Source organism: Bacillus sp. COPE52, from assembly GCF_003355115.1.
GTDB classification, from domain to species: Bacteria; Bacillota; Bacilli; order Bacillales; family Bacillaceae_G; genus Bacillus_A; species Bacillus_A toyonensis.
The window spans coordinates 2,490,032-2,508,972 of record NZ_CP031292.1; the positions used below are offsets into that span (position 1 = coordinate 2,490,032).

An 18,941-nucleotide genomic window follows, 5' to 3' on the forward strand; every position below is an offset into this window, starting at 1 on the left:
GCCGTGAACCCTCATATCGGTTATGAAGCAGCAGCTCGTGTTGCGAAAGAAGCAATTGCAACAGGTCAATCCGTTCGAGAACTTTGTGTGAAAAATGGTGTATTGTCACAAGAAGACTTAGAGTTAATTCTAGATCCATTCGAAATGACACACCCAGGGATTGCAGGAGCAACTCTTTTAAAGAAAAAATAAATAATGAAGAAACGAAAAGAATCAAAAAAAATCAAAAAAGGATTAGAAATGGTCTTATATGTTGCTCGTTTAGAAACATTTGAACAGGATTTTCATGTGGACAGATTGCAGTTATTTGGAATGATTGATTCTGCTATTCATGAAAATAAACATCTATTTATACGTAGTTATGTGTATCCAGAGGTAAAAGTAGAGCCGAATCTTATTGTAGAAACAGATAAGAAATGGTTTTGATTTATACTCAATCAAGTACTGTCAAATGCAATTAAATATTCATCAAGTAAGAAAGAAAAAGTATTAGTATCGGCGTGTTCAAAAGGATGAGCAATTATTTTGGAAATAAAAGATTATGGGGGTGGTATTCCTACTGCTGATTTACCACGTGTTTTCAATCCATTTTATACTGGAGAAAATGGTAGGAAATTTAAAGAGTCTACGGGAATGGGATTATATCTTGTTAAAGAAGTATGTGAAAAATTAAATCATAAGATTGAGCTAGAATCTGAGGTAGGTAAGGGAACAAAAGTTAGAATCATATTCCCGTATGCATCTCGTTAACCGATGAAAGGTATACTTTTCATCGGTTTTTCTTTTGAATCTTACAAACTTCTCTCTTCAAATGCAACTTAAGCGTAAATTAATTTTTTTGTAAATATGGAACAATGTCATTACTTACACTGTCTATTAAGCGTTGAAACATTTTTTATTTAATAAATTAAGAAAGGAATCATCATTTTTAACTAAGGGAGAAGATTGAATTGAAAAAATTATGGATGCTGTTTTTCATTTGTTTCGCGGTTATGTTAGTAGGGTGTAATAAAAACGAACCGCCCAAACAAGCATTTGAAGAATATGTTAATTTATGGAATGATAAAAAGTTTGCAAATATGTATGATCATTTATCAGATCATGCCAAAAAAACGATTTCTAAAAAAGAATTCACAGAAAAATATCAAAAAATCTATGAGGGGATTGGAGCTAAGAATTTAAAAGTTAAAACGAAAGGAGAGAATACGAAAGATAAAGAACGTTTTCTTTTTGAAGTTAAAATGGATACGGATGGAGGAACAGTTTCATTCATCCATGAAGTAAAACTTGTGAAAGAAAAGGAATCTTGGAAAATAGATTGGACGCCAGACTTCATTTTCCCAGGTATGAAAAAAGATTACAAAGTACGTATGCAAATAGAACAAGGAAAACGCGGAGAAATATACGATCGAAATGGAAAAGGGCTTGCAACGAACGGTAAAGCGTCTGAGGTTGGAATTATTCCAGAGAAACTAGGTGAAACAGCAGCGCAAACGAAAGAAATAGTAGCACAATTACTTGATATGTCTACAGAAGAGGTTGAACAAAAGCTCACAGCGAAATGGATAAAACCAGACTCCTTTGTACCAATTGGCATTTTAAAAGAGGGAACCAGACAGAATGATTATATTGAATTAGAAGGAGTTTCATCTCGCCCAATAAATATTCGTACGTATCCATTAGGAGAAGCAGCGGCACACTTAACAGGATATATAGGAAAGGTGAATGCAGAGGAGTTAAAATCGCTTCAAAAAAAAGGTTATCAAGCAGATGATTTAGTGGGTAAGACAGGTTTAGAAAAAGTATTAGAGAATAAATTGCGTGGTGAAAAGGGTGGACGCGTATTTATGGAAGATGAAAACGGGAAAGAGATTAAAAACGTAGCAAAAAAAGAAGCAAAAGAAGGGGAAAATGTTACGTTAACAATTGATGCTGCAATTCAAGAAAAAATCTTTAATGAGATGAAAAATGAAGCAGGATCTAGTGCAGCGGTCAATCCTAAAACGGGTGAAACAATCGCACTTGTAAGTAGCCCTGCTTATAATCCAAATATAATAGTTAGAGGAGCGTCAAAAGCCCAAAGAGAAGCATGGAATAACGACTCTAAACTGCCAATGATGAATCGCTTCACAAAAGCATTTGTACCAGGTTCTGTATTTAAAACGATTACAGGTGCAATTGGTTTGGAAATGAAAACATTAAATCCTAAAGAAGAATTTAAAATTCAAGGATTGAAGTGGACAAAAGATTCATCGTGGGGAAATTATTATGTAACACGTGTGAAGGAAGCTAGTCCAATTGATTTTGAAAAGGCAATGAAGTACTCTGATAATATTTATTTTGCTCAACAAGCTTTGAAAATGGGGAAAGAACAGTATGTAAATGAATTTAAGAAGTACGGATTTCATGAAAAATTACCAATCGAATACGAATTTCCTATTTCAACAATTGCAAAAGATGGGATAAAAAATGATATTCAACTAGCAGACACGGGATATGGACAAGGACAAGTATTAATGACGCCACTTCATTTAGCATTAACATATGCACCGATTGTGAATGAAGGGAATATTCCGTTGCCTCATCTGTTAAAAGAAGCAAAAGTAGCGGGGAATTGGAAAGAAAACGTGGTCTCTAAAAAGAATCAAGAGATAGTAAAGAGTGCATTAATAAAAGTTATTAATGACCCTGACGGCGCTGGGAGAATTGCTAAGGTTGATGGTGTAACTCTTGCTGGTAAAACCGGTACAGCAGAACTGAAGGAGTCGAAAGAAGCAGACGGAAAAGAACTTGGATGGTTTGCAGCGTTTGATGCAAATGCGCCAGACATGATTGTTACCATGATGATTGAAGATGTAAAAGGAAGAGGGGGCAGTAATGTTCCAGGCGAAAAAGTAAAACATGTTTTTCAGAAATAACACTAGATTATAAGGTGAAATCTTTTACTATATATATTATATGTATGCTTAACTCAATAGTATAAATTGGGCAAAACAAAGAACAATTAAGTTTTAAAAAAAGCATTCTCCCTACTTGAGAATGCTTTTTCTATGTTATTGTGGTTCTAAAAAGTTGATATCTTATCATTTTCATTATTTAAATCAAATTCTATTGTTTCAAAAGTGATTTTTGAAATAGTATTTGCAAGTACGGGCTAAATATAGAGTCTGTCATCGAAGAGAATGTAAAGGTGATTATGTAATAAAATGTATTGTATACCTTTACATTTTTCAGGAGAATTCTTCTATCAAAAAAAAGATAAACAATGGAACAAATGAAACTTGTATCATGTCTATATATTGAAACCATATTAAAAGTGAGGGCAGTTTTATGTTTATTCAAATAAGTTTGAGGTGTGGAAATGGAACAGAAGTTTATTGAAAAATGTAATCATGATGAGCTTGACTATGTTATTAAAGACTATTGGCAAGATGTATGGAATTATTCATTTATTATTACGAAAGATCCACACTTATCAGATGACATCACACAAGATGTCTTTATAAAGGTTTTTAAACATTGGCATTCGTTTCGAAAGGAGTCATCTATTAAAACGTGGATATTAAAAATTACAAGAAATACAGCGATAAACTATTTGAAATCCTCTTATTTTAAAAGGATATCTTTAGTGGGATTTTTTAGTGACGACAAGCAGTCTTCCTCGGCAGAACAAGAGTTTTTTAAGCAAGAGGAACTAAATGAACTGTGGGATGTTGTATTAAAATTACCTAAAAAACACCGTGAAATACTAATACTGGACGCGAAATATGAATTATCTTATGAAGAAATGGCTGAAACATTAGGTGTATCAATTGGAACAGTCAAATCTAGATTAAGCCGAGCGAGAAGCAAAGTTTCAAAACTAATAGGGGAGGGTAGTAGTGATGAACAGTAAAAAAAATCCTGACTGGTATAGTAAATTGAAAAAAGGCCCAATGGAGCATCGGAAAGATGAAGAAGAATTTATTTATAAAATAAAGCAATCGGTATATCAAAATAGTGAAGTAGATTCTGTAAAAAATAAGAGACCATTTCGTAAAAAAGTATTGCCTGTTGCAGTTGTTTTGGTTTGTACTATGTTATTTTTTATTGTTCAACAACCTTGGCTTGATGACAATAAATCACCGGTACAAAGTAGTACTCAAATTAAGCCGAAAACAAAAGATGAGTCTGCTCAAGATCCATCATTAAAACAATTTATGAATGATTTATATCAAAGCACAAATTCAAAAAATGAAAATGATTTGTATAGAGCATTAAATGATGAAGTTCTATTTAAAGGGAAGCGTTATAAGAAGGATGAATTGAAGTTTGATGAAGACATTTTTCATGAGTTGCAAGTCGCTCTTACAATGGGGGGAGAATTTGCAAATGATACAAAAAAAATATACAAAGTACCAAGTGGTTTGACAGAAAGTAACCAACCAAAGCAAACGCATTTTATATATGCAACGGTTACTGGAAATAAAACAAAAATTTTAGCTGAACCAAAACGAGAATCACAGGTTGTATATGAAGTATCTAATGAAATGGTAAAAGCTTGGATTCCAGAAAAAGTGCAAAATGATGGATATATAAAAATATCGACAATTAACGGTAATACTGGATATGTACAAAAGGAGTATGTTTTAACTGATATTAAGTATTCATTCATGTTCGAAAAAAATGATAATGGTGAATGGAAAATAATAAATATAGATTCTATATGGTAAAAGAGGAAGGTTCACTTTAATGAACCTTCCTCTTTATTATTATTATTATTATTTTCTTTTTGAAGTGTATGCCAAGACTCTAAAATTTCTGATGTAACGAGAGCAGCGATGTTTTTTTCTGAATTACTACCAGGAATAACGACAGAAATGGCTATTTGTGGATCTTCGGTAGGAGCATATGCAATGAAAAGAGAATGATTTATCATTCTTTCTTGCTCGTTGGGAGAGCCTGTTATACCTGTTTTACCTGCGACATGAAAGGGCAAGTTTTTAATCTCCTCTATATTTTGACTCATTCCACCTTGCACGACACTCCAAAACTTCATAGGATAACGATTTGAACTTTCTAAAATTGGTTTAAACGTTTTTGTTTCCTTACCGTCAGGACTCATAATAGCACTTACGATTTGAGGTTTATATTTATCACCTTTACTTGCCAAAGTTGCTGCATATTGAGCGAGTTGAAGAGGGGTATGCACTTCATTTCCTCCCCAAGAGGCATTTAATAAAGCGGAGATTCCATTTTCAAACTTATTAGATGGATGGAATTCATATTGTCCGTCTTCTTCAAAGGGTAAATCAATCCCGGTTTTAGAACGTAGACCGAATTGCATTAAATAATCTGTCCATATATGTGCCACTTTTTCTATATTCCCATTATTTTGGTTGAATAAAGGCAGAGCTACTTTTGCTGTCATAAATGTATTAGATGAATTAATGATAGCCTGCCTCGGTGTAATCTCACCTGTTGGCGTTCCAGGTGCATTCGTAATGTTATTTTGATTATCATATTGAAAAGTACCCTTATCTAAATAAGTATCTTCAGGTTGAAAAAGCTTTTCATTTAATCCAATTAAAATAGTAAGTGGCTTTATAGTAGAGGCCATATTTACATAAGATTCGCCATACTTTAATTTTTGAATTGCTTTATTTTGCGAAAGTGATTTAATGTTTTCATTTTTAGATGATACATGTGTATGTAATGTATTTGGATTAAAAACTGCCGAGTTGGCCATAGTTAAAATTGCGCCAGTTTTTATATCAGTCACTACGACATAACCAGCTTTAGCATCATGTATTTTCTTAATTTGAGATCGTAATGCTTCCTCTGTTTTTTGCTGCAATTTCGAGTCTAAAGCTAGCCGGACATCTTTTCCTCTTTGTACTTTTTGAATGTTCCATGAGAACTTTTTATTATTCATTTTAAAAATCAGAGTTTTTCCGGGTTTTCCTTTTAAATCATTTTCATATTGAAGCTCAACCCCACTTTTTCCCACAGGTCCATACTTAGAATTAAGGTCATTTTCTACATATCCAATTAGCTGTGAACCAATTTCGTGTTTTGGATAATATCGAATCCATTCATCTTTAATTATTACATTATTGGGTTTGTTCTTGTTTATGAATGTAAGTTCACTCTCATTTATGTCAGAGTATAACGGTATATCATTCATAGTCTGCTTTTTACAAGATTGTTGTAATTGTGATTTTATGTCCTCTGCAGAAATGTCATGTTGAAACTCGTTTGAAAATTGATTGAAAAAAGCTAATGTGTTTGATGTATCTTGATTCGATAGCTTTTCATCATTAGAAGTGCAATATATAGAATTAACTTTCTTATTTGTAGCTAGTATTACACCATTTTGATCGAAAATTTTTCCTCTTTCAGCTGAAGAAGTTGCGATAGTAATTGAAATGAAGTTGATTTTTACTAAAAGTAGTAAAATCAAACCTACAATAGAAAGAACCGCAAAAAATCTCCATCTTTTTATATGTAACATATAACCCTCCCTTATGTAGCCTATTTCATCTTATAGTTAATTATTTTTTTTGTAAATGTGGAACAACTTTATTACTTAGGTTGTCTATTAAGTATTACAGCATGAGGAAAGGAATAACCAGCATGAAAAGTTACTAGCAAGTCTATGTGTAAGCTTAATATGAGTCATTATACAGTTTAGCATTTCTAATGCAAGCAACAAAAAAATAGAGAGAAAGACAGGAAAGGAGATGTATCAGTTACGCGGCTAAACGAAAAGAAATTGACGCTTACAAGGATGTAGAAAAAAGATAAGACACTATTTATAACTGAATGGTGGTTTCTAATATATAGGGAACGTATTTATTTACTAAGTATTAGTGAGGAGTTCCGGAAGAATTATATGGAGGATTTATGAAAAAACAAAAAGAAAAGAAGCAGCAGACATATATATCTATTCGATTAAATATAATGTTCCTTTGCATATTTCTACTGTTTTCAGCTATTATTATGCAGCTAGGAAAAGTACAAATCGTTGAAGGAGAGGCTTATAAGAACCAAGTGGAAAGCAGTCAAAATGAAACAACTAGTATACCAGTTCCACGTGGACAAATTCTAGATCGAGAAGGAAAAGCAGTCGTTAATAATAAATCTCTTCGCACAATTACGTATACAAGGGTGAAGGGGATTACGAGTGAAGATATTTTAAAAACAGCAAAAGACTTGGCGAAAGTACTTGAAATGCCCGAACAAGATATAAATAAGTTAACCGATATCGATAAAAAAGATTTCTGGATGCAGTTGAATAAGAAACGTGCAGAGACAAAGATAACTAAAAAAGATATAGAAAAGTTTAAAGAAAAGGGAATTGAGGGAAAAGAGTTAGATAAAAAAATTGATGACTTAAGACGAAGTCGCGTTACAGAAGTAGAATTGGCAGAATTAACAGCACAAGATTTAAAGGTGTTAGCTATTAAAAGTAAAATGAGTGCAGGTTATCAACTGACACCACAAATTATCAAAAAAGACGTAACAGATGAAGAGTATGCGCGGATAAGTGAAAAGCTTGAGGAGTTTCCGGGAGTAGATGCAACGGTTGATTGGGAACGTAATTATGTAAATGGTAATTTATTTCGTTCCGTGTTAGGTAATATTACAAGCAGTGAAGAAGGATTACCGAAAGAAAACTTAGATTCTTATTTGGTACGTGGATATAACCGTAATGATCGTGTAGGAAAAAGTTATATTGAACAACGATATGAAGATGCATTACACGGTACAAAAGAAGAAGTGAAAAACATTACTGATAAATCCGGAAATATTGTTAGCACAGAAATAATCTCTAAAGGAAAAAGTGGTAATAGTTTAACATTAACGATTGATATGGAATTACAAAAAAAAGTGGAAGAAAGTATAGAGAAAAACTTGAGAGCTTTTAAGAGTTCAGAGCCACTGTTGGACCGAGCTTTTGTCGTCATGACGAATCCAAATAATGGACAGATTTTATCTATGGCAGGCAAAAAGATTGTAGAAAAAGAAGGAAAAATAGAGATTGAGGATTTGGCTTTAGGTAACATGACAACTTCGTATGAGCTAGGGTCAGCTGTAAAAGGTGCTACTTTATTAACTGGATATGAGACAGGGGCAATACATCCAGGAGATCAATTTTATGACGCGCCTATGAAATTTAAAGGTACACAAGCTAAGAAATCATGGAATGTATCTGGATTTGGTAATATTAATGATTTAAGAGCTTTACAAGTATCTTCGAATGTATACATGTTCCAAACGGCCTTACAAATCGCAGGGGTTAATTACGTACCAAATGGTACGTTGGATATTAAACAAGAAGCATTTGATACGATGCGCTACTATTTTAAACAATTTGGTTTAGGTGTCCCAACAGGTATTGATTTACCGAATGAAATAACCGGACAAACGAGAACGGTAGACAGTCAACCTGGGTTTTTACTAGATTTTTCTATCGGTCAGTATGATACGTATACGCCATTGCAATTGGCACAATATATTTCAACGATTGCGAATGGCGGTTATAGAATGCAACCTCAAATTGTACAAGAAATACGAGAACAATCAATAAAAGAAGAAGAGGTTGGCAAAGTTATACGCTCTATAGAGCCTGTCGTATTAAATCGAGTTGATATGAAGACAGAACATATTGATCGGATAAAAGAGGGGTTTAGATGGGTATTCCAAGAAGGTGATGGAACTGGCGTGAAACATTTCAAAAATGCTCCATATAAACCAGCAGGAAAGACAGGGACAGCTCAAACTGTATATGGAGGAGATGATCCAATTGGTAGAAATGCAAAAGGAGAACGTATGGAATGTTACAATTTAACATTAGTTGGATATGCTCCATATGATAATCCAGAAGTAGCATTTTCTATAGTAGTCCCATGGCTTCATGATGATAAAAGTGGAATTAATTCTATAATTGGAAAGGAAGTTTTAGATGTATACTTTGATTTAAAAAAGCAACGTATACATGGTGAAGCTACTAATACAGATAGTTCTAAGCAAAATTAGAGTACTTTTCTCAGGGAAGAGACCCTGTGTATATAAAAGTCTTTATAAGTTAAAGGAAGATTTAAAATAAGAGATAGCAACTATCACAGTTGCTATCTCTTACTTTTGTTAATATTTTGGCTACTAATTAAAAAGGTTTTAAATTTATGGAACAAACTTGTTTCTTAGATGGTCTATTATGTGTACGTATAAAAACAGGTTTTTAAATAGGATACAGTGTATTGAATTTACTACTTGTTTTCAGTATTGAAAATTTGAAAGGAATGATGATTTTGAAAAACAAGAGGATGCTAAAAATAGGAATATGCGTTGGTATATTAGGTTTAAGTGTTACAAGCCTAGAAGCTCTTACAGGAGGGTCACTGCAAGTTGAAGCGAAAGAAAAGACTGGACAAGTGAAACATAAAAATCAGGCGACGCATAAAGAGTTCTCTCAACTTGAGAAAAAATTTGATGCTCGATTAGGTGTATATGCGATTGATACTGGTACAAATCAAACAATCTCTTATCGACATAACGAAAGATTTGCCTTCGCATCAACCTACAAGGCTTTAGCGGCAGGAGTATTACTACAGCAAAACTCAATTGATACATTAAATGAAGTCATAAAATTTACGAAAGAAGACTTAGTGGATTATTCACCTGTTACAGAGGAACATGTAGATACTGGAATGAAACTAGGAGAAATTGCTGAGGCTGCTGTTCGTTCAAGTGATAATACTGCAGGGAACATTTTATTTCATAAAATAGGCGGACCTAAAGGATATGAAAAAGCGCTTAGACAGATCGGGGATCGGGTTACTATGTCTGATCGCTTTGAAACAGAATTAAACGAAGCTATTCCAGGAGACATTCGTGACACTAGTACAGCGAAAGCAATTGCTACGAATCTTAAAGCTTTTACGGTCGGAAATGCACTTCCGGCTGAAAAACGTAAAATTCTTACAGAGTGGATGAAAGGAAATGCTACAGGAGACAAACTTATTCGTGCAGGCGTACCAACTGACTGGGTAGTTGGAGATAAATCAGGTGCTGGCAGTTACGGGACAAGAAATGATATTGCTATCGTTTGGCCGCCAAATAGAGCACCAATTATCATCGCAATTTTATCTAGTAAAGATGAGAAAGAGGCTACCTATGATAATCAACTCATTGCAGAGGCAACTGAGGTTCTAGTTAAGGCTCTTAGGTAATAGTATTTTAGTTTTCGCATTTTTAACATGAAAGTATTAAAAGTATAACGTTAGAAAACGACTTTTTTCGTGTGATAAGAGTCGTTTTTGTATTCTTATTATTAAAAAGGTAAAAGTAAAAATATAACGAATATATATGACGTATCTCATATGAAATTTCATGTACTGTATTATTTTATTAATTTAAATAAATTTCAAGAAAGTATAATATAATTCAGTTAGCATATAGAAGTGTTTGATGAGAATGTAAAGGAGAAAATATGAAAAAGAAGATTAATAGAATCGTAATGATTATTTGTATATTAGTAGGTTTTACAATCTTTTTATATTTACAGAACAATTTAATAAGTATAACTGAGGTTAAAATAACCTCTAGTAAAATACCATCCTCTTTTAAAGGGTATAAAATTCTACAAATTTCAGACTTACACAATAAGCAATTTGGCGATAATCAAGATGTGTTAATTCAAAAAATAAAAAGCATAGACCCAGATATTATTGCGATTACAGGTGATTTAATTGACAGTAAATCATACGATGCAGAAGTTAGTATGCAATTAATACGAGAAATGGTAAAGAAGTATCCTGTATATTTTGTGACAGGAAACCATGAACAATGGTCTGGAAAGTATAACAGTTTAGAAAAAGAGTTGAAGAAATATGATGTCAATATTTTAAGGAATGAACATGTAGGCATTCGAAAGGGTGAGCAAGAAATAAACTTGTTAGGTATTGATGATCCAGAGTTTGTTACTGGAAACCGTGATGAAGGAAATATTATAATAGATGAAATTAAAAAAGCGAAAATTGAAATGCAGCCAGATAGATATAATGTATTATTATCCCATAGGCCTGAATTTATTAAGGAATATACGAATGAGAGATTGGCTTTGGTTTTATCGGGACATGCTCATGGAGGGCAAGTTAGATTGCCATTTATCGGAGGATTAGTTGCGCCAAATCAAGGTGTTTTACCTAAATATACAGCGGGTTTATATGTAGAACAAAATACATCAATGGTAGTTAGTAGAGGGTTAGGAAATAGTATCATTCCGCAAAGAATTTTGAATAGGCCAGAAATTGTAGTCGTGCAGCTAAATTAAGTTGTACGATTTTTTTATACAAAAATGAGTAAAGGGACTTTATGTATTTTGCAGGAGTTAACATTACAATTTTGTTAAAAATTTTCTACGTTACATAAAGTAACAAAATTTGACCTGAAGAGTTTGTTATAGTGTAAATAATCAAAAAACTTAAAAATTAGTCGAGTGAAAAGTGTGATAAAGAATTTATGTAAAAAAACTTAAAGGGGTGTACACATGCATAAAGAATATGAAATTGAAGAGTATACGGCGATTGAGGAACAAATACATTATTATTGTCAATGTTTATTAGTGAGCCATCCTGAGCAAATTATAAAATACTTAGAAAAAAGATTAGAAAAATATGCAGAAACATTACAATATGCACATTTATATCCCGATACAGTTATTTTACCGTTACAGCAATTAGTTATCGAATATTCTTTAGATCTTGCTAGAATTAGGAAGTATATGAATTTAGAAACATAAAGTAAAATGCATAGTTTAAATGAAACAGAGTCGACTTTAAGAAATTATATTCTAATGTCGACTCTGTTTCATTGTGTAATATTGTTGATTGAAAATAAATACTAATCAATGAAGATTGACATATAATGACGCAAGAGTAAAATAAAAGTGAGTACTCACTCATTTTATAGAAAAGAGGGATAATACGTGCAAAAACCTTCAATTGTTTTACAGAATGTATCGAAAAGTTTTGGGAAAAAAGAAGTTTTACACGATCTTTCATTACAAATTGAAAAAGCAGAGATATTTGGTTTAGTTGGGCCTTCAGGATCAGGGAAAACGACGCTTATTAAATTGATTGCAGGTATTAATCAAGCAACTAAAGGTAATGTATTTGTATACAACATTAACATGCCAAATTTAAATGAGATGAAAAGAATTGGCTATATGGCTCAAGCTGATGCATTATACGAAGAACTATCAGCATATGAAAATGCAGATTTTATTGCAACGATGTATGGATTAAAGGGAAAACATAAAAAGGAAAGAATCAAAGAGGTTTTTGACCTTGTACAATTATCACAACATATGAAAAAGCAAGTACAGCATTTTTCAGGTGGGATGAAAAAGCGTCTATCATTAGCGATAGCACTTCTTCATGAACCTGAAATATTAATTTTAGATGAGCCAACAGTGGGGATAGATCCGTTGCTTAGAAAAACAATATGGGGGGAATTTTATGAACTTAAAAAGAAAGGAACAACTATTATTATAACGACGCACATTATGGATGAAGCAGAGTTTTGTGAGCGTCTAGGATTGATTAGAGAAGGGAACTTAGTTGCGGTTGGAACGCCAGAGGAATTGAAAAAACGTGTATCATCAAGACGAATTGAAGATGTCTTTTTGTTAGTAGAGGGGGTTGAATCGTGAGAGTTAATGGTGTAATCATTCGTATTATTCGTCAATTTTTCCGAGATAAACGTTCGTTAGCCATGATGTTTGGGGCACCAATGTTATTACTTTGGCTATTGTCTTTAGTATTTACACAAAAAGATTATATACCACATATTGCTGTAGTGGATGTGCCCGCTCCTATAGTAAAAGTGATGAAAAATCAAGAAGCCTCAATTTATGAATATAGCAAAGAGAAAGCGATTTCTGAGTTGGAAAAACAAAAGATCGATGCAGTAATTCATTTAGAGAATGGAAAAATAAATCTTTTGTTAGAGGGCAGTGATTCGTCGAAAAACCGTGCTGTACTCCAAATATTGCAAAAGAGCACAGAGAAGAATGATGTATCGATAATGAAACCTGAAGTGAATTATTTACATGGCTCTAAAGACTTTACGATGTTTGATGGGCTCGGTCCCGTGTTAATTGGATTCTTTACATTTTTCTTTGTATTCATTTTGTCGGGAGTTTCTTTCGTAAGAGAACGTTTAAGTGGTACATTAGAGCGATTATTGTCCACACCAGTTAGACGATGGGAAATAGTTGTTGGGTATATAATTGGTTTTGGAATTTTTGCATTCATACAATCTGTTATAATTGTAAGTTTTTCAGTCTATGTTTTAGGTTTATATGTAGCAGGTTCTATATGGCTAACGCTACTTATTACATGTATGCTCTCTTTAACGGCACTAACATTAGGGACGTTTTTATCAGCATACGCAAATAATGAATTTCAAATGATCCAGTTTATACCACTTGTTATTGTGCCACAAATTTTCTTTTCTGGGTTGTTTCCAATTGAATCTATGAATAAGTGGCTCCAAATGTTAGGGAAATTATTTCCACTCACATACGGCGCTGATGCAATGAGGCAAGTGATGATTCGAAATCAAGGATTTACAGAAATTGCATTGGATCTTACTGTATTACTACTTTTTTCACTATTATTTGCAGTAGGAAATGTATTTGCTTTAAAGAAACATCGCAAAATATAATAATGACAAAAAGGAGCTTTGTACATGAAGAAGGATTGGCTTGAGGAATTAATTGCTGCAACTAATACTGATAAACGAAATGAACGTCAAATGCGTATTTTAGAAGCAGCTGTTGATATGTTTGGAGAAAAAGGATATGCTTCAACTTCAACAAGTGAAATTGCAAAGCGTGCTGGTGTAGCGGAAGGAACAATCTTCCGCTACTATAAGACGAAAAAAGATTTATTGTTAGCGGTCGTAATGCCAACTTTAACAAAGTTTGCTGCACCATTTTTCGTACAAGCTTTTGCGAAAGAGATATTTAAAACTGATTATGAATCGTATGAAGGGCTTTTAAGAGTAGTCATTCATAATCGATTTGAATTTGCCAAAAAGCACTTTCCAATGATTAAAATATTAATTCAAGAAGTGCCGTTTCAGCCAGAGCTAAAAAGTGAAATACAACAATTAGTAGAAACAGAACTGCTTTCACATTTTAAAAAGTTAATTGTAAAGTTTCAAGAAGAAGGGGAAATTATTGAGATGCCACCACCTTCCGTATTACGGCTTACATTATCAGCTGTTTTAGGATTTCTATTAACTCGATTTTTATTATTGCCTGAAGAAAAATGGGATGATGAAGCGGAAATTGAAAATACGATTCAATTTATACTGTATGGATTAACACCACGAATTTAATCATAAGTAAAAATATGTTGAAGTGTAAAGTACATATATTACTTTTAAACAAATAATAAATCGCCTTTAAAAAGGCGATTTATATTCATTATATATTTTTGATAAATAAGTACTTGTTTACTAAAAACATTATAAATTAGCGTGTTTCTTTGTCTCTTCTTCTAAGACCTAATAATCCTGCTAGTCCTAATAAACCAAGCCAAGCCCAATTATTATTTTTATCACGATTATCATTTAAATCATTTGTCGTATTTACATTTCGAGTTCTCACATCATTATTAACTCTGTCTAAGTTATTGTTATTAACTCGAGTTGAAATGTCAGTGTTATTAACTCTATTCATATTATTTCCATCGTATTCAGCTTGTGCAGATGTACCTAAAAACATAATAGATAGTGCTAAAACACTTAAAATAGATGATAATTTCTTCTTCATAACGCTCCCTCCTTTCTTATGTATTAATTTCTCCAGAGTATGTGTGTATTATTCGTTTCACAGTGTCTAAACCATCATTATAGAGCGCGCATTTATAAAACTAAATGAATCAAACTTTGCTTAAAACGTTAATCTTAGTACAATTTATATTATACGGACTAGCACTAAGGAGGTAATGAAATGCGACAATTTGCAAAACCTACAATCGTCGTAAGTAAATGTTTAGAATTTGATGCTTGTCGTTATAATGGAGAAATGATTCCGGATGTAACAATACGAAATTTGCAGCCATTTGTTACATTTATACCTGTTTGTCCAGAAGTCGAGATTGGATTGGGAATTCCTCGTGAAACGATACGAATCGTAGAAGAAAATGGTGTGAATAAACTTGTGCAACCGTCGACAAGAGAAGACGTTACTGAAAAAATGGAGCAGTTTTCAAATGACTTTTTACAAACGATATCGGATGTGGATGGTTTTATTTTAAAGAATCGTTCACCAAGTTGTGGTACGCGTGATGTGAAAATTTATTCTGGTTTTGAAAAAGCGCCAGCAAAGGGAAAAGGAGCTGGCTTATTTGGCGGAGCAGTAGTAAAAAAATTTTCGCATCTTCCTATTGAAGAGGAAGGTAGATTGTCGAATTTTATTATTAGAGAGCATTTCTTTACAAGGCTATTTACAATCGCATATTACAAAATGATTAAACACAATAAAAATATGAAAGAACTTGTATCGTTTCAGTCGGATAATAAATATTTATTTATGGCATATAATCAGGTGAAACAAAAGGAATTAGGGCGTATAATTGCAAATCACAAAAATGAAAAGATTGAAGTGGTATTTGAAAACTATGAGAAGACTTTATATGAATTATTTATGCGCACACCCCGTTATACATCGAATGTAAATGTATGCGAGCACATTTTTGGATATTTTAAAACAAAGCTAAAAAAACAAGAAAAAGATCATTTTATAGAACTGTTACAAAAGTATGCAGAAAAGAAAATACCGCTTAGTAGTTTACTTACAATTTTAAAATCATGGGCCATTCGATTTGATGAAAAGTATTTATTAAGACAAACGTATTTCGAACCATACCCTGAAGCGTTAGTAGAAATTTCTGATTCGGGAAAAGGTAGAGATTATTAAACAATAAATTACATAATTCGACACAAAACCTCCTATGTTGTTGTAGAACAATGTAGGAATTTTTTTGTGCATTAGTACAGAATCTGTTTTAAAATTAAGTTATGACAGAATTGTAGCAATTGTCTAACTAATATTCTTGTCTTTTAAGTTGTTATGTTTGTAGTAGAAACTCGCACGCTGTCGAAACTCAATATTCGATAAGGGGTGTGTAGCGGAATGGAATTTACTCTAACTCGCGAAAAACAAATGATTAAAGAAATGGTACGTGACTTTGCTGAAAAGGAAATCGCACCGAAAGCTGTGTATTATGACAAAACTGCAGAGTTTCCATATGAAACATTTCAAAAAATGGGCGAACTAGGATTATTAGGCATCCCATTCCCAGAAGAGTATGGAGGTTCAGGTGGCGATACAGTATCGTACGCGCTAGCAGTTGAAGAAATTGGTCGTGCTTGTGGTGGTACAGGATTAAGCTACGCTGCAACAATTTCATTAGGTGCTTCTCCAATTTATTATTTCGGTACAGAAGAACAAAAACAAAAATATTTAGTTCCAATGGCATCAGGTAAAACGTTAGGCGCTTTCGGATTAACGGAGCCAAACGCTGGATCAGATGCAGGAGGTACACAAACGAAAGCTGTATTAGATGGTGATGAGTATGTAATCAGTGGTGAAAAGTGCTGGATTACAAACGCAGAGTATGCAAATACAATTATTGTAACCGCTATCAACGGTGTTGAAGAGAATGGTAGAAAACGTATTTCTGCATTTATCGTACCGACTACAAGTGAAGGATTAACGATCTCAAGTCCTTACGATAAGATGGGTGTTCGCGCTTCTAATACTTGTGAAATCGTACTTGATGGTGTGCGTGTACCGAAAGAAAATATTCTTGGTGATGTTAATAAAGGATTTAAACAATTCTTATATACACTTGATGGAGGACGTATTTCAATTGCAGCATTAGCAGTAGGTATTGCACAATCTGCATTTGAACGTGCATTGCAATATGCGAAAGAACGTCAACAATTTGGAAAAACAATTTCTAATTTCCAAGCGATTCAATTTAAATTAGCGGATATGGCGACTGAAGTAGAGTTAGCACGTAATTTAGTACATAAAGCAGCTTGGTTAAAAGATAACGATAAACCTTTCGGTAAAGAAGCGGCTATGGCAAAACTATTTGCATCTGAAGCAGCTAGTCGTATTGCGAATCATGCAGTACAAATTCATGGTGGTTATGGCTATATGCGTGAATATGAAGTTGAAAGACATATTCGTGATGCAAAACTGTTAGAAATTGGTGAAGGAACTTCTGAAATTCAACGTCTCGTAATTGCTAGACATTTAGGATGTAGATAAAAAGGAGGAATCACTATGTTTCAAAAAATATTAATTGCCAATCGCGGGGAAATCGCAGTTCGCATTATGAAAACTTGTCAAAAACTTGGAATTCGTACCGTCGCTATTTATTCTGAGGCTGATGAAAATGCCCTTCATGTAAAAATGGCAAATGAAGCTTATCTAGTAGGTGGTCCACGAGTTCAAGAAAGCTATTTAAACCTTGAAAAAATTATTGAAATAGCTAAGAAGACAAATGTTGAAGCAATCCATCCGGGGTACGGATTATTATCAGAGAATCCATCTTTTCCGATTCGCTGTAAAGAAGAAGGAATCGTATTTATTGGTCCTTCAGAAGAAATCATTACGAAGATGGGAAGTAAAATTGAGTCACGTATAGCAATGCAAGCAGCAGATGTACCAGTAGTTCCAGGTATTACTACAAATATTGAAACTGTTGAAGAGGCAATTGAAATTGCAAAACAAATTGGTTATCCATTAATGCTTAAGGCATCCGCGGGCGGCGGAGGCATTGGAATGCAGTTGATGGAAACTGAGCAAACGCTCACCAAAGCATTTGAAAGTAACAAAACAAGGGCACAAAATTTCTTCGGTAATGGAGAAATGTATTTAGAGCGTTATATTGCAGACGCGCATCATATTGAAATTCAGCTTTTAGCAGATACACATGGTAACACAGTGTACTTATGGGAACGTGAATGTTCCGTACAGCGCCGAAATCAAAAAGTAATCGAAGAAGCACCTTCACCTTTTTTAGATGAAGGTACACGAAAAGCAATGGGAGAAGTGGCTGTACAAGCTGCTAAAGCTCTTGGGTATACAAATGCAGGTACAGTTGAGTTTCTTGTAGATGATCAGAAAAATTTCTATTTCTTAGAAATGAATACGAGATTACAAGTAGAGCATCCCGTTACAGAAGAAATTACGGGGTTAGATCTTGTAGAACAACAACTTCTTATCGCAAGTGGAGAGAAACTATCATTTACTCAGGATGATGTAAAACGTAGTGGTCATGCCATTGAAGCACGTATTTATGCAGAAGATCCGAAAACATTCTTCCCGTCACCTGGGAAAATTACAGATTTAACATTACCATCAAATATACGTATGGATCACTTTTTAGAGAATCATGTAACAATTACACCGTTTTATGATCCAATGATTGCAAAAGTCATTGCTCATGGTGAAACTCGTGAAGAGGCAATTTCAAAATTAGAAAATGCTCTAGAGGAGTTGAAAATTGAAGGTATTAAAACAAATACACCGATGCTACTGCAAGTGCTCGGAGACGATGTGTTCAAAAGTGGTATTTATACAACGGGTTTCGTAACGAAACAGCTTGTTAAAAAATAAGATTTATGAATATTAAGGGGGAAAAAATGATGACGAAAGTATATGCATCGATGGCAGGAAATGTTTGGAAGATAGTTGTAGGAGTAGGAGATACAGTAGAGGAAGAGCAGGATGTCGTCATTTTGGAATCTATGAAAATGGAAATTCCAATCATTTCAGAAGAAGCTGGCACAGTTATGAAAATTAATGTGCAAGAAGGCGATTTTGTAAATGAAGGAGATGTATTACTAGAAATTGAATAGGGAGATAT

Annotated in this window: 16 protein-coding genes and 2 pseudogenes; 16 read left to right on the top strand and 2 right to left on the bottom strand. The window is 33.5% G+C overall.

Features of this window, described 5'->3' with window-relative positions; genetic code table 11:
* The 5 genes and pseudogenes from DPQ31_RS12310 to DPQ31_RS12330 all read left to right on the top strand — a co-directional run.
* A pseudogene (locus DPQ31_RS12310) lies at positions 1-192 on the top strand (aspartate ammonia-lyase); the annotation flags it as partial.
* 15 nt (positions 193-207) lie between these two features.
* Positions 208-750: pseudogene (locus tag DPQ31_RS12315) on the top strand (ATP-binding protein); the annotation flags it as partial.
* Positions 751-950: 200 nt separating this feature from the next.
* Entirely contained in the window at positions 951-2,918 is a 1,968-nt protein-coding gene (locus tag DPQ31_RS12320) for a penicillin-binding transpeptidase domain-containing protein (protein ID WP_208731967.1), read from the top strand.
* A gap of 443 nt (positions 2,919-3,361) precedes the next feature.
* Positions 3,362-3,895 carry an RNA polymerase sigma factor gene (locus DPQ31_RS12325; RefSeq protein ID WP_000435492.1) on the top strand — a complete coding sequence of 178 codons (534 nt, stop codon included), beginning with the start codon at positions 3,362-3,364 and terminating at the stop codon, positions 3,893-3,895.
* Positions 3,885-4,712 carry an SH3 domain-containing protein gene (locus tag DPQ31_RS12330; protein WP_208731968.1) on the top strand — a complete coding sequence of 276 codons (828 nt, stop codon included), beginning with the start codon at positions 3,885-3,887 and terminating at the stop codon, positions 4,710-4,712. Before DPQ31_RS12325 ends, DPQ31_RS12330 begins: the two co-directional genes overlap by 11 nt.
* 11 nt (positions 4,713-4,723) lie before the next feature.
* On the opposite strand, the gene DPQ31_RS12335 is transcribed toward DPQ31_RS12330, so the two are convergent.
* A complete protein-coding gene (locus DPQ31_RS12335; protein ID WP_097959370.1) occupies positions 4,724-6,493 on the bottom strand; it encodes a peptidoglycan D,D-transpeptidase FtsI family protein in 1,770 nt (589 codons plus the stop codon).
* A 392-nt stretch (positions 6,494-6,885) separates the two neighbouring features.
* On the opposite strand from DPQ31_RS12335, the gene DPQ31_RS12340 reads away from it, so the two are divergent.
* From DPQ31_RS12340 to DPQ31_RS12370, 7 genes are all read left to right on the top strand, one after another.
* The gene (locus tag DPQ31_RS12340; RefSeq protein WP_000744256.1) at positions 6,886-9,021 is read left to right on the top strand and encodes a peptidoglycan D,D-transpeptidase FtsI family protein; all 2,136 of its coding nucleotides are present in this window, start codon (positions 6,886-6,888) and stop codon (positions 9,019-9,021) included.
* Between the two features lie 266 nt (positions 9,022-9,287).
* Positions 9,288-10,214 carry a class A beta-lactamase Bla1 gene (gene bla, locus DPQ31_RS12345; protein ID WP_208732095.1) on the top strand — a complete coding sequence of 309 codons (927 nt, stop codon included), beginning with the start codon at positions 9,288-9,290 and terminating at the stop codon, positions 10,212-10,214.
* 260 nt (positions 10,215-10,474) lie between these two features.
* Positions 10,475-11,317 (top strand): metallophosphoesterase, encoded by an 843-nt coding sequence (locus DPQ31_RS12350; protein ID WP_208731969.1) that lies wholly within the window; start codon positions 10,475-10,477, stop codon positions 11,315-11,317.
* Positions 11,318-11,533: 216 nt separating this feature from the next.
* Positions 11,534-11,785, top strand: coding sequence for a hypothetical protein (locus tag DPQ31_RS12355; RefSeq protein ID WP_000548627.1), 252 nt, complete (start codon positions 11,534-11,536; stop codon positions 11,783-11,785).
* Positions 11,786-11,971: 186 nt separating this feature from the next.
* Complete coding sequence (locus tag DPQ31_RS12360; protein WP_098711570.1) at positions 11,972-12,697, top strand: ABC transporter ATP-binding protein; 726 nt, start codon at positions 11,972-11,974, stop codon at positions 12,695-12,697.
* Positions 12,694-13,713, top strand: a complete 1,020-nt coding sequence (locus tag DPQ31_RS12365; protein ID WP_001265599.1) for an ABC transporter permease — start codon at positions 12,694-12,696, stop codon at positions 13,711-13,713. Before DPQ31_RS12360 ends, DPQ31_RS12365 begins: the two co-directional genes overlap by 4 nt.
* Positions 13,714-13,737: 24 nt before the next feature.
* A complete protein-coding gene (locus DPQ31_RS12370; RefSeq protein WP_000711175.1) occupies positions 13,738-14,391 on the top strand; it encodes a TetR/AcrR family transcriptional regulator in 654 nt (217 codons plus the stop codon).
* Positions 14,392-14,527: 136 nt separating this feature from the next.
* Here DPQ31_RS12370 and DPQ31_RS12375 read toward each other — a convergent pair whose 3' ends face one another.
* Entirely contained in the window at positions 14,528-14,827 is a 300-nt protein-coding gene (locus DPQ31_RS12375; protein ID WP_098711571.1) for a WGxxGxxG family protein, read from the bottom strand.
* A gap of 180 nt (positions 14,828-15,007) precedes the next feature.
* Here DPQ31_RS12375 and DPQ31_RS12380 point away from each other — a divergent pair, with 180 nt between their 5' ends.
* The 4 genes from DPQ31_RS12380 (at position 15,008) to DPQ31_RS12395 (ending at position 18,933) form a co-directional block, all read left to right on the top strand.
* Positions 15,008-15,976, top strand: a complete 969-nt coding sequence (locus tag DPQ31_RS12380) for a YbgA family protein (RefSeq protein WP_001248624.1) — start codon at positions 15,008-15,010, stop codon at positions 15,974-15,976.
* A gap of 216 nt (positions 15,977-16,192) precedes the next feature.
* Positions 16,193-17,338, top strand: coding sequence for an acyl-CoA dehydrogenase (locus DPQ31_RS12385; RefSeq protein WP_000397277.1), 1,146 nt, complete (start codon positions 16,193-16,195; stop codon positions 17,336-17,338).
* Positions 17,339-17,353: 15 nt separating this feature from the next.
* Entirely contained in the window at positions 17,354-18,691 is a 1,338-nt protein-coding gene (locus DPQ31_RS12390) for an acetyl-CoA carboxylase biotin carboxylase subunit (protein WP_199633419.1), read from the top strand.
* Between the two features lie 26 nt (positions 18,692-18,717).
* Positions 18,718-18,933, top strand: a complete 216-nt coding sequence (locus tag DPQ31_RS12395) for an acetyl-CoA carboxylase biotin carboxyl carrier protein subunit (RefSeq protein WP_001987345.1) — start codon at positions 18,718-18,720, stop codon at positions 18,931-18,933.
* The last annotated feature ends 8 nt before the right edge of the window (positions 18,934-18,941 follow it).

Bases quoted from the DNA above. Each gene is read 5' to 3' on its own strand.
- DPQ31_RS12375 (WP_098711571.1), bottom strand. From the start codon at position 14,827: ATGAAGAAGAAATTATCATCTATTTTAAGTGTTTTAGCACTATCTATT.
- DPQ31_RS12390 (WP_199633419.1), top strand. From the start codon at position 17,354: ATGTTTCAAAAAATATTAATTGCCAATCGCGGGGAAATCGCAGTTCGC.
- DPQ31_RS12340 (WP_000744256.1), top strand. From the start codon at position 6,886: ATGAAAAAACAAAAAGAAAAGAAGCAGCAGACATATATATCTATTCGA.
- DPQ31_RS12395 (WP_001987345.1), top strand. From the start codon at position 18,718: ATGATGACGAAAGTATATGCATCGATGGCAGGAAATGTTTGGAAGATA.
- DPQ31_RS12370 (WP_000711175.1), top strand. From the start codon at position 13,738: ATGAAGAAGGATTGGCTTGAGGAATTAATTGCTGCAACTAATACTGAT.
- DPQ31_RS12350 (WP_208731969.1), top strand. From the start codon at position 10,475: ATGAAAAAGAAGATTAATAGAATCGTAATGATTATTTGTATATTAGTA.
- DPQ31_RS12355 (WP_000548627.1), top strand. From the start codon at position 11,534: ATGCATAAAGAATATGAAATTGAAGAGTATACGGCGATTGAGGAACAA.
- DPQ31_RS12335 (WP_097959370.1), bottom strand. From the start codon at position 6,493: ATGTTACATATAAAAAGATGGAGATTTTTTGCGGTTCTTTCTATTGTA.
- DPQ31_RS12380 (WP_001248624.1), top strand. From the start codon at position 15,008: ATGCGACAATTTGCAAAACCTACAATCGTCGTAAGTAAATGTTTAGAA.
- DPQ31_RS12325 (WP_000435492.1), top strand. From the start codon at position 3,362: ATGGAACAGAAGTTTATTGAAAAATGTAATCATGATGAGCTTGACTAT.
- bla (WP_208732095.1), top strand. From the start codon at position 9,288: ATGATTTTGAAAAACAAGAGGATGCTAAAAATAGGAATATGCGTTGGT.
- DPQ31_RS12330 (WP_208731968.1), top strand. From the start codon at position 3,885: ATGAACAGTAAAAAAAATCCTGACTGGTATAGTAAATTGAAAAAAGGC.
- DPQ31_RS12385 (WP_000397277.1), top strand. From the start codon at position 16,193: ATGGAATTTACTCTAACTCGCGAAAAACAAATGATTAAAGAAATGGTA.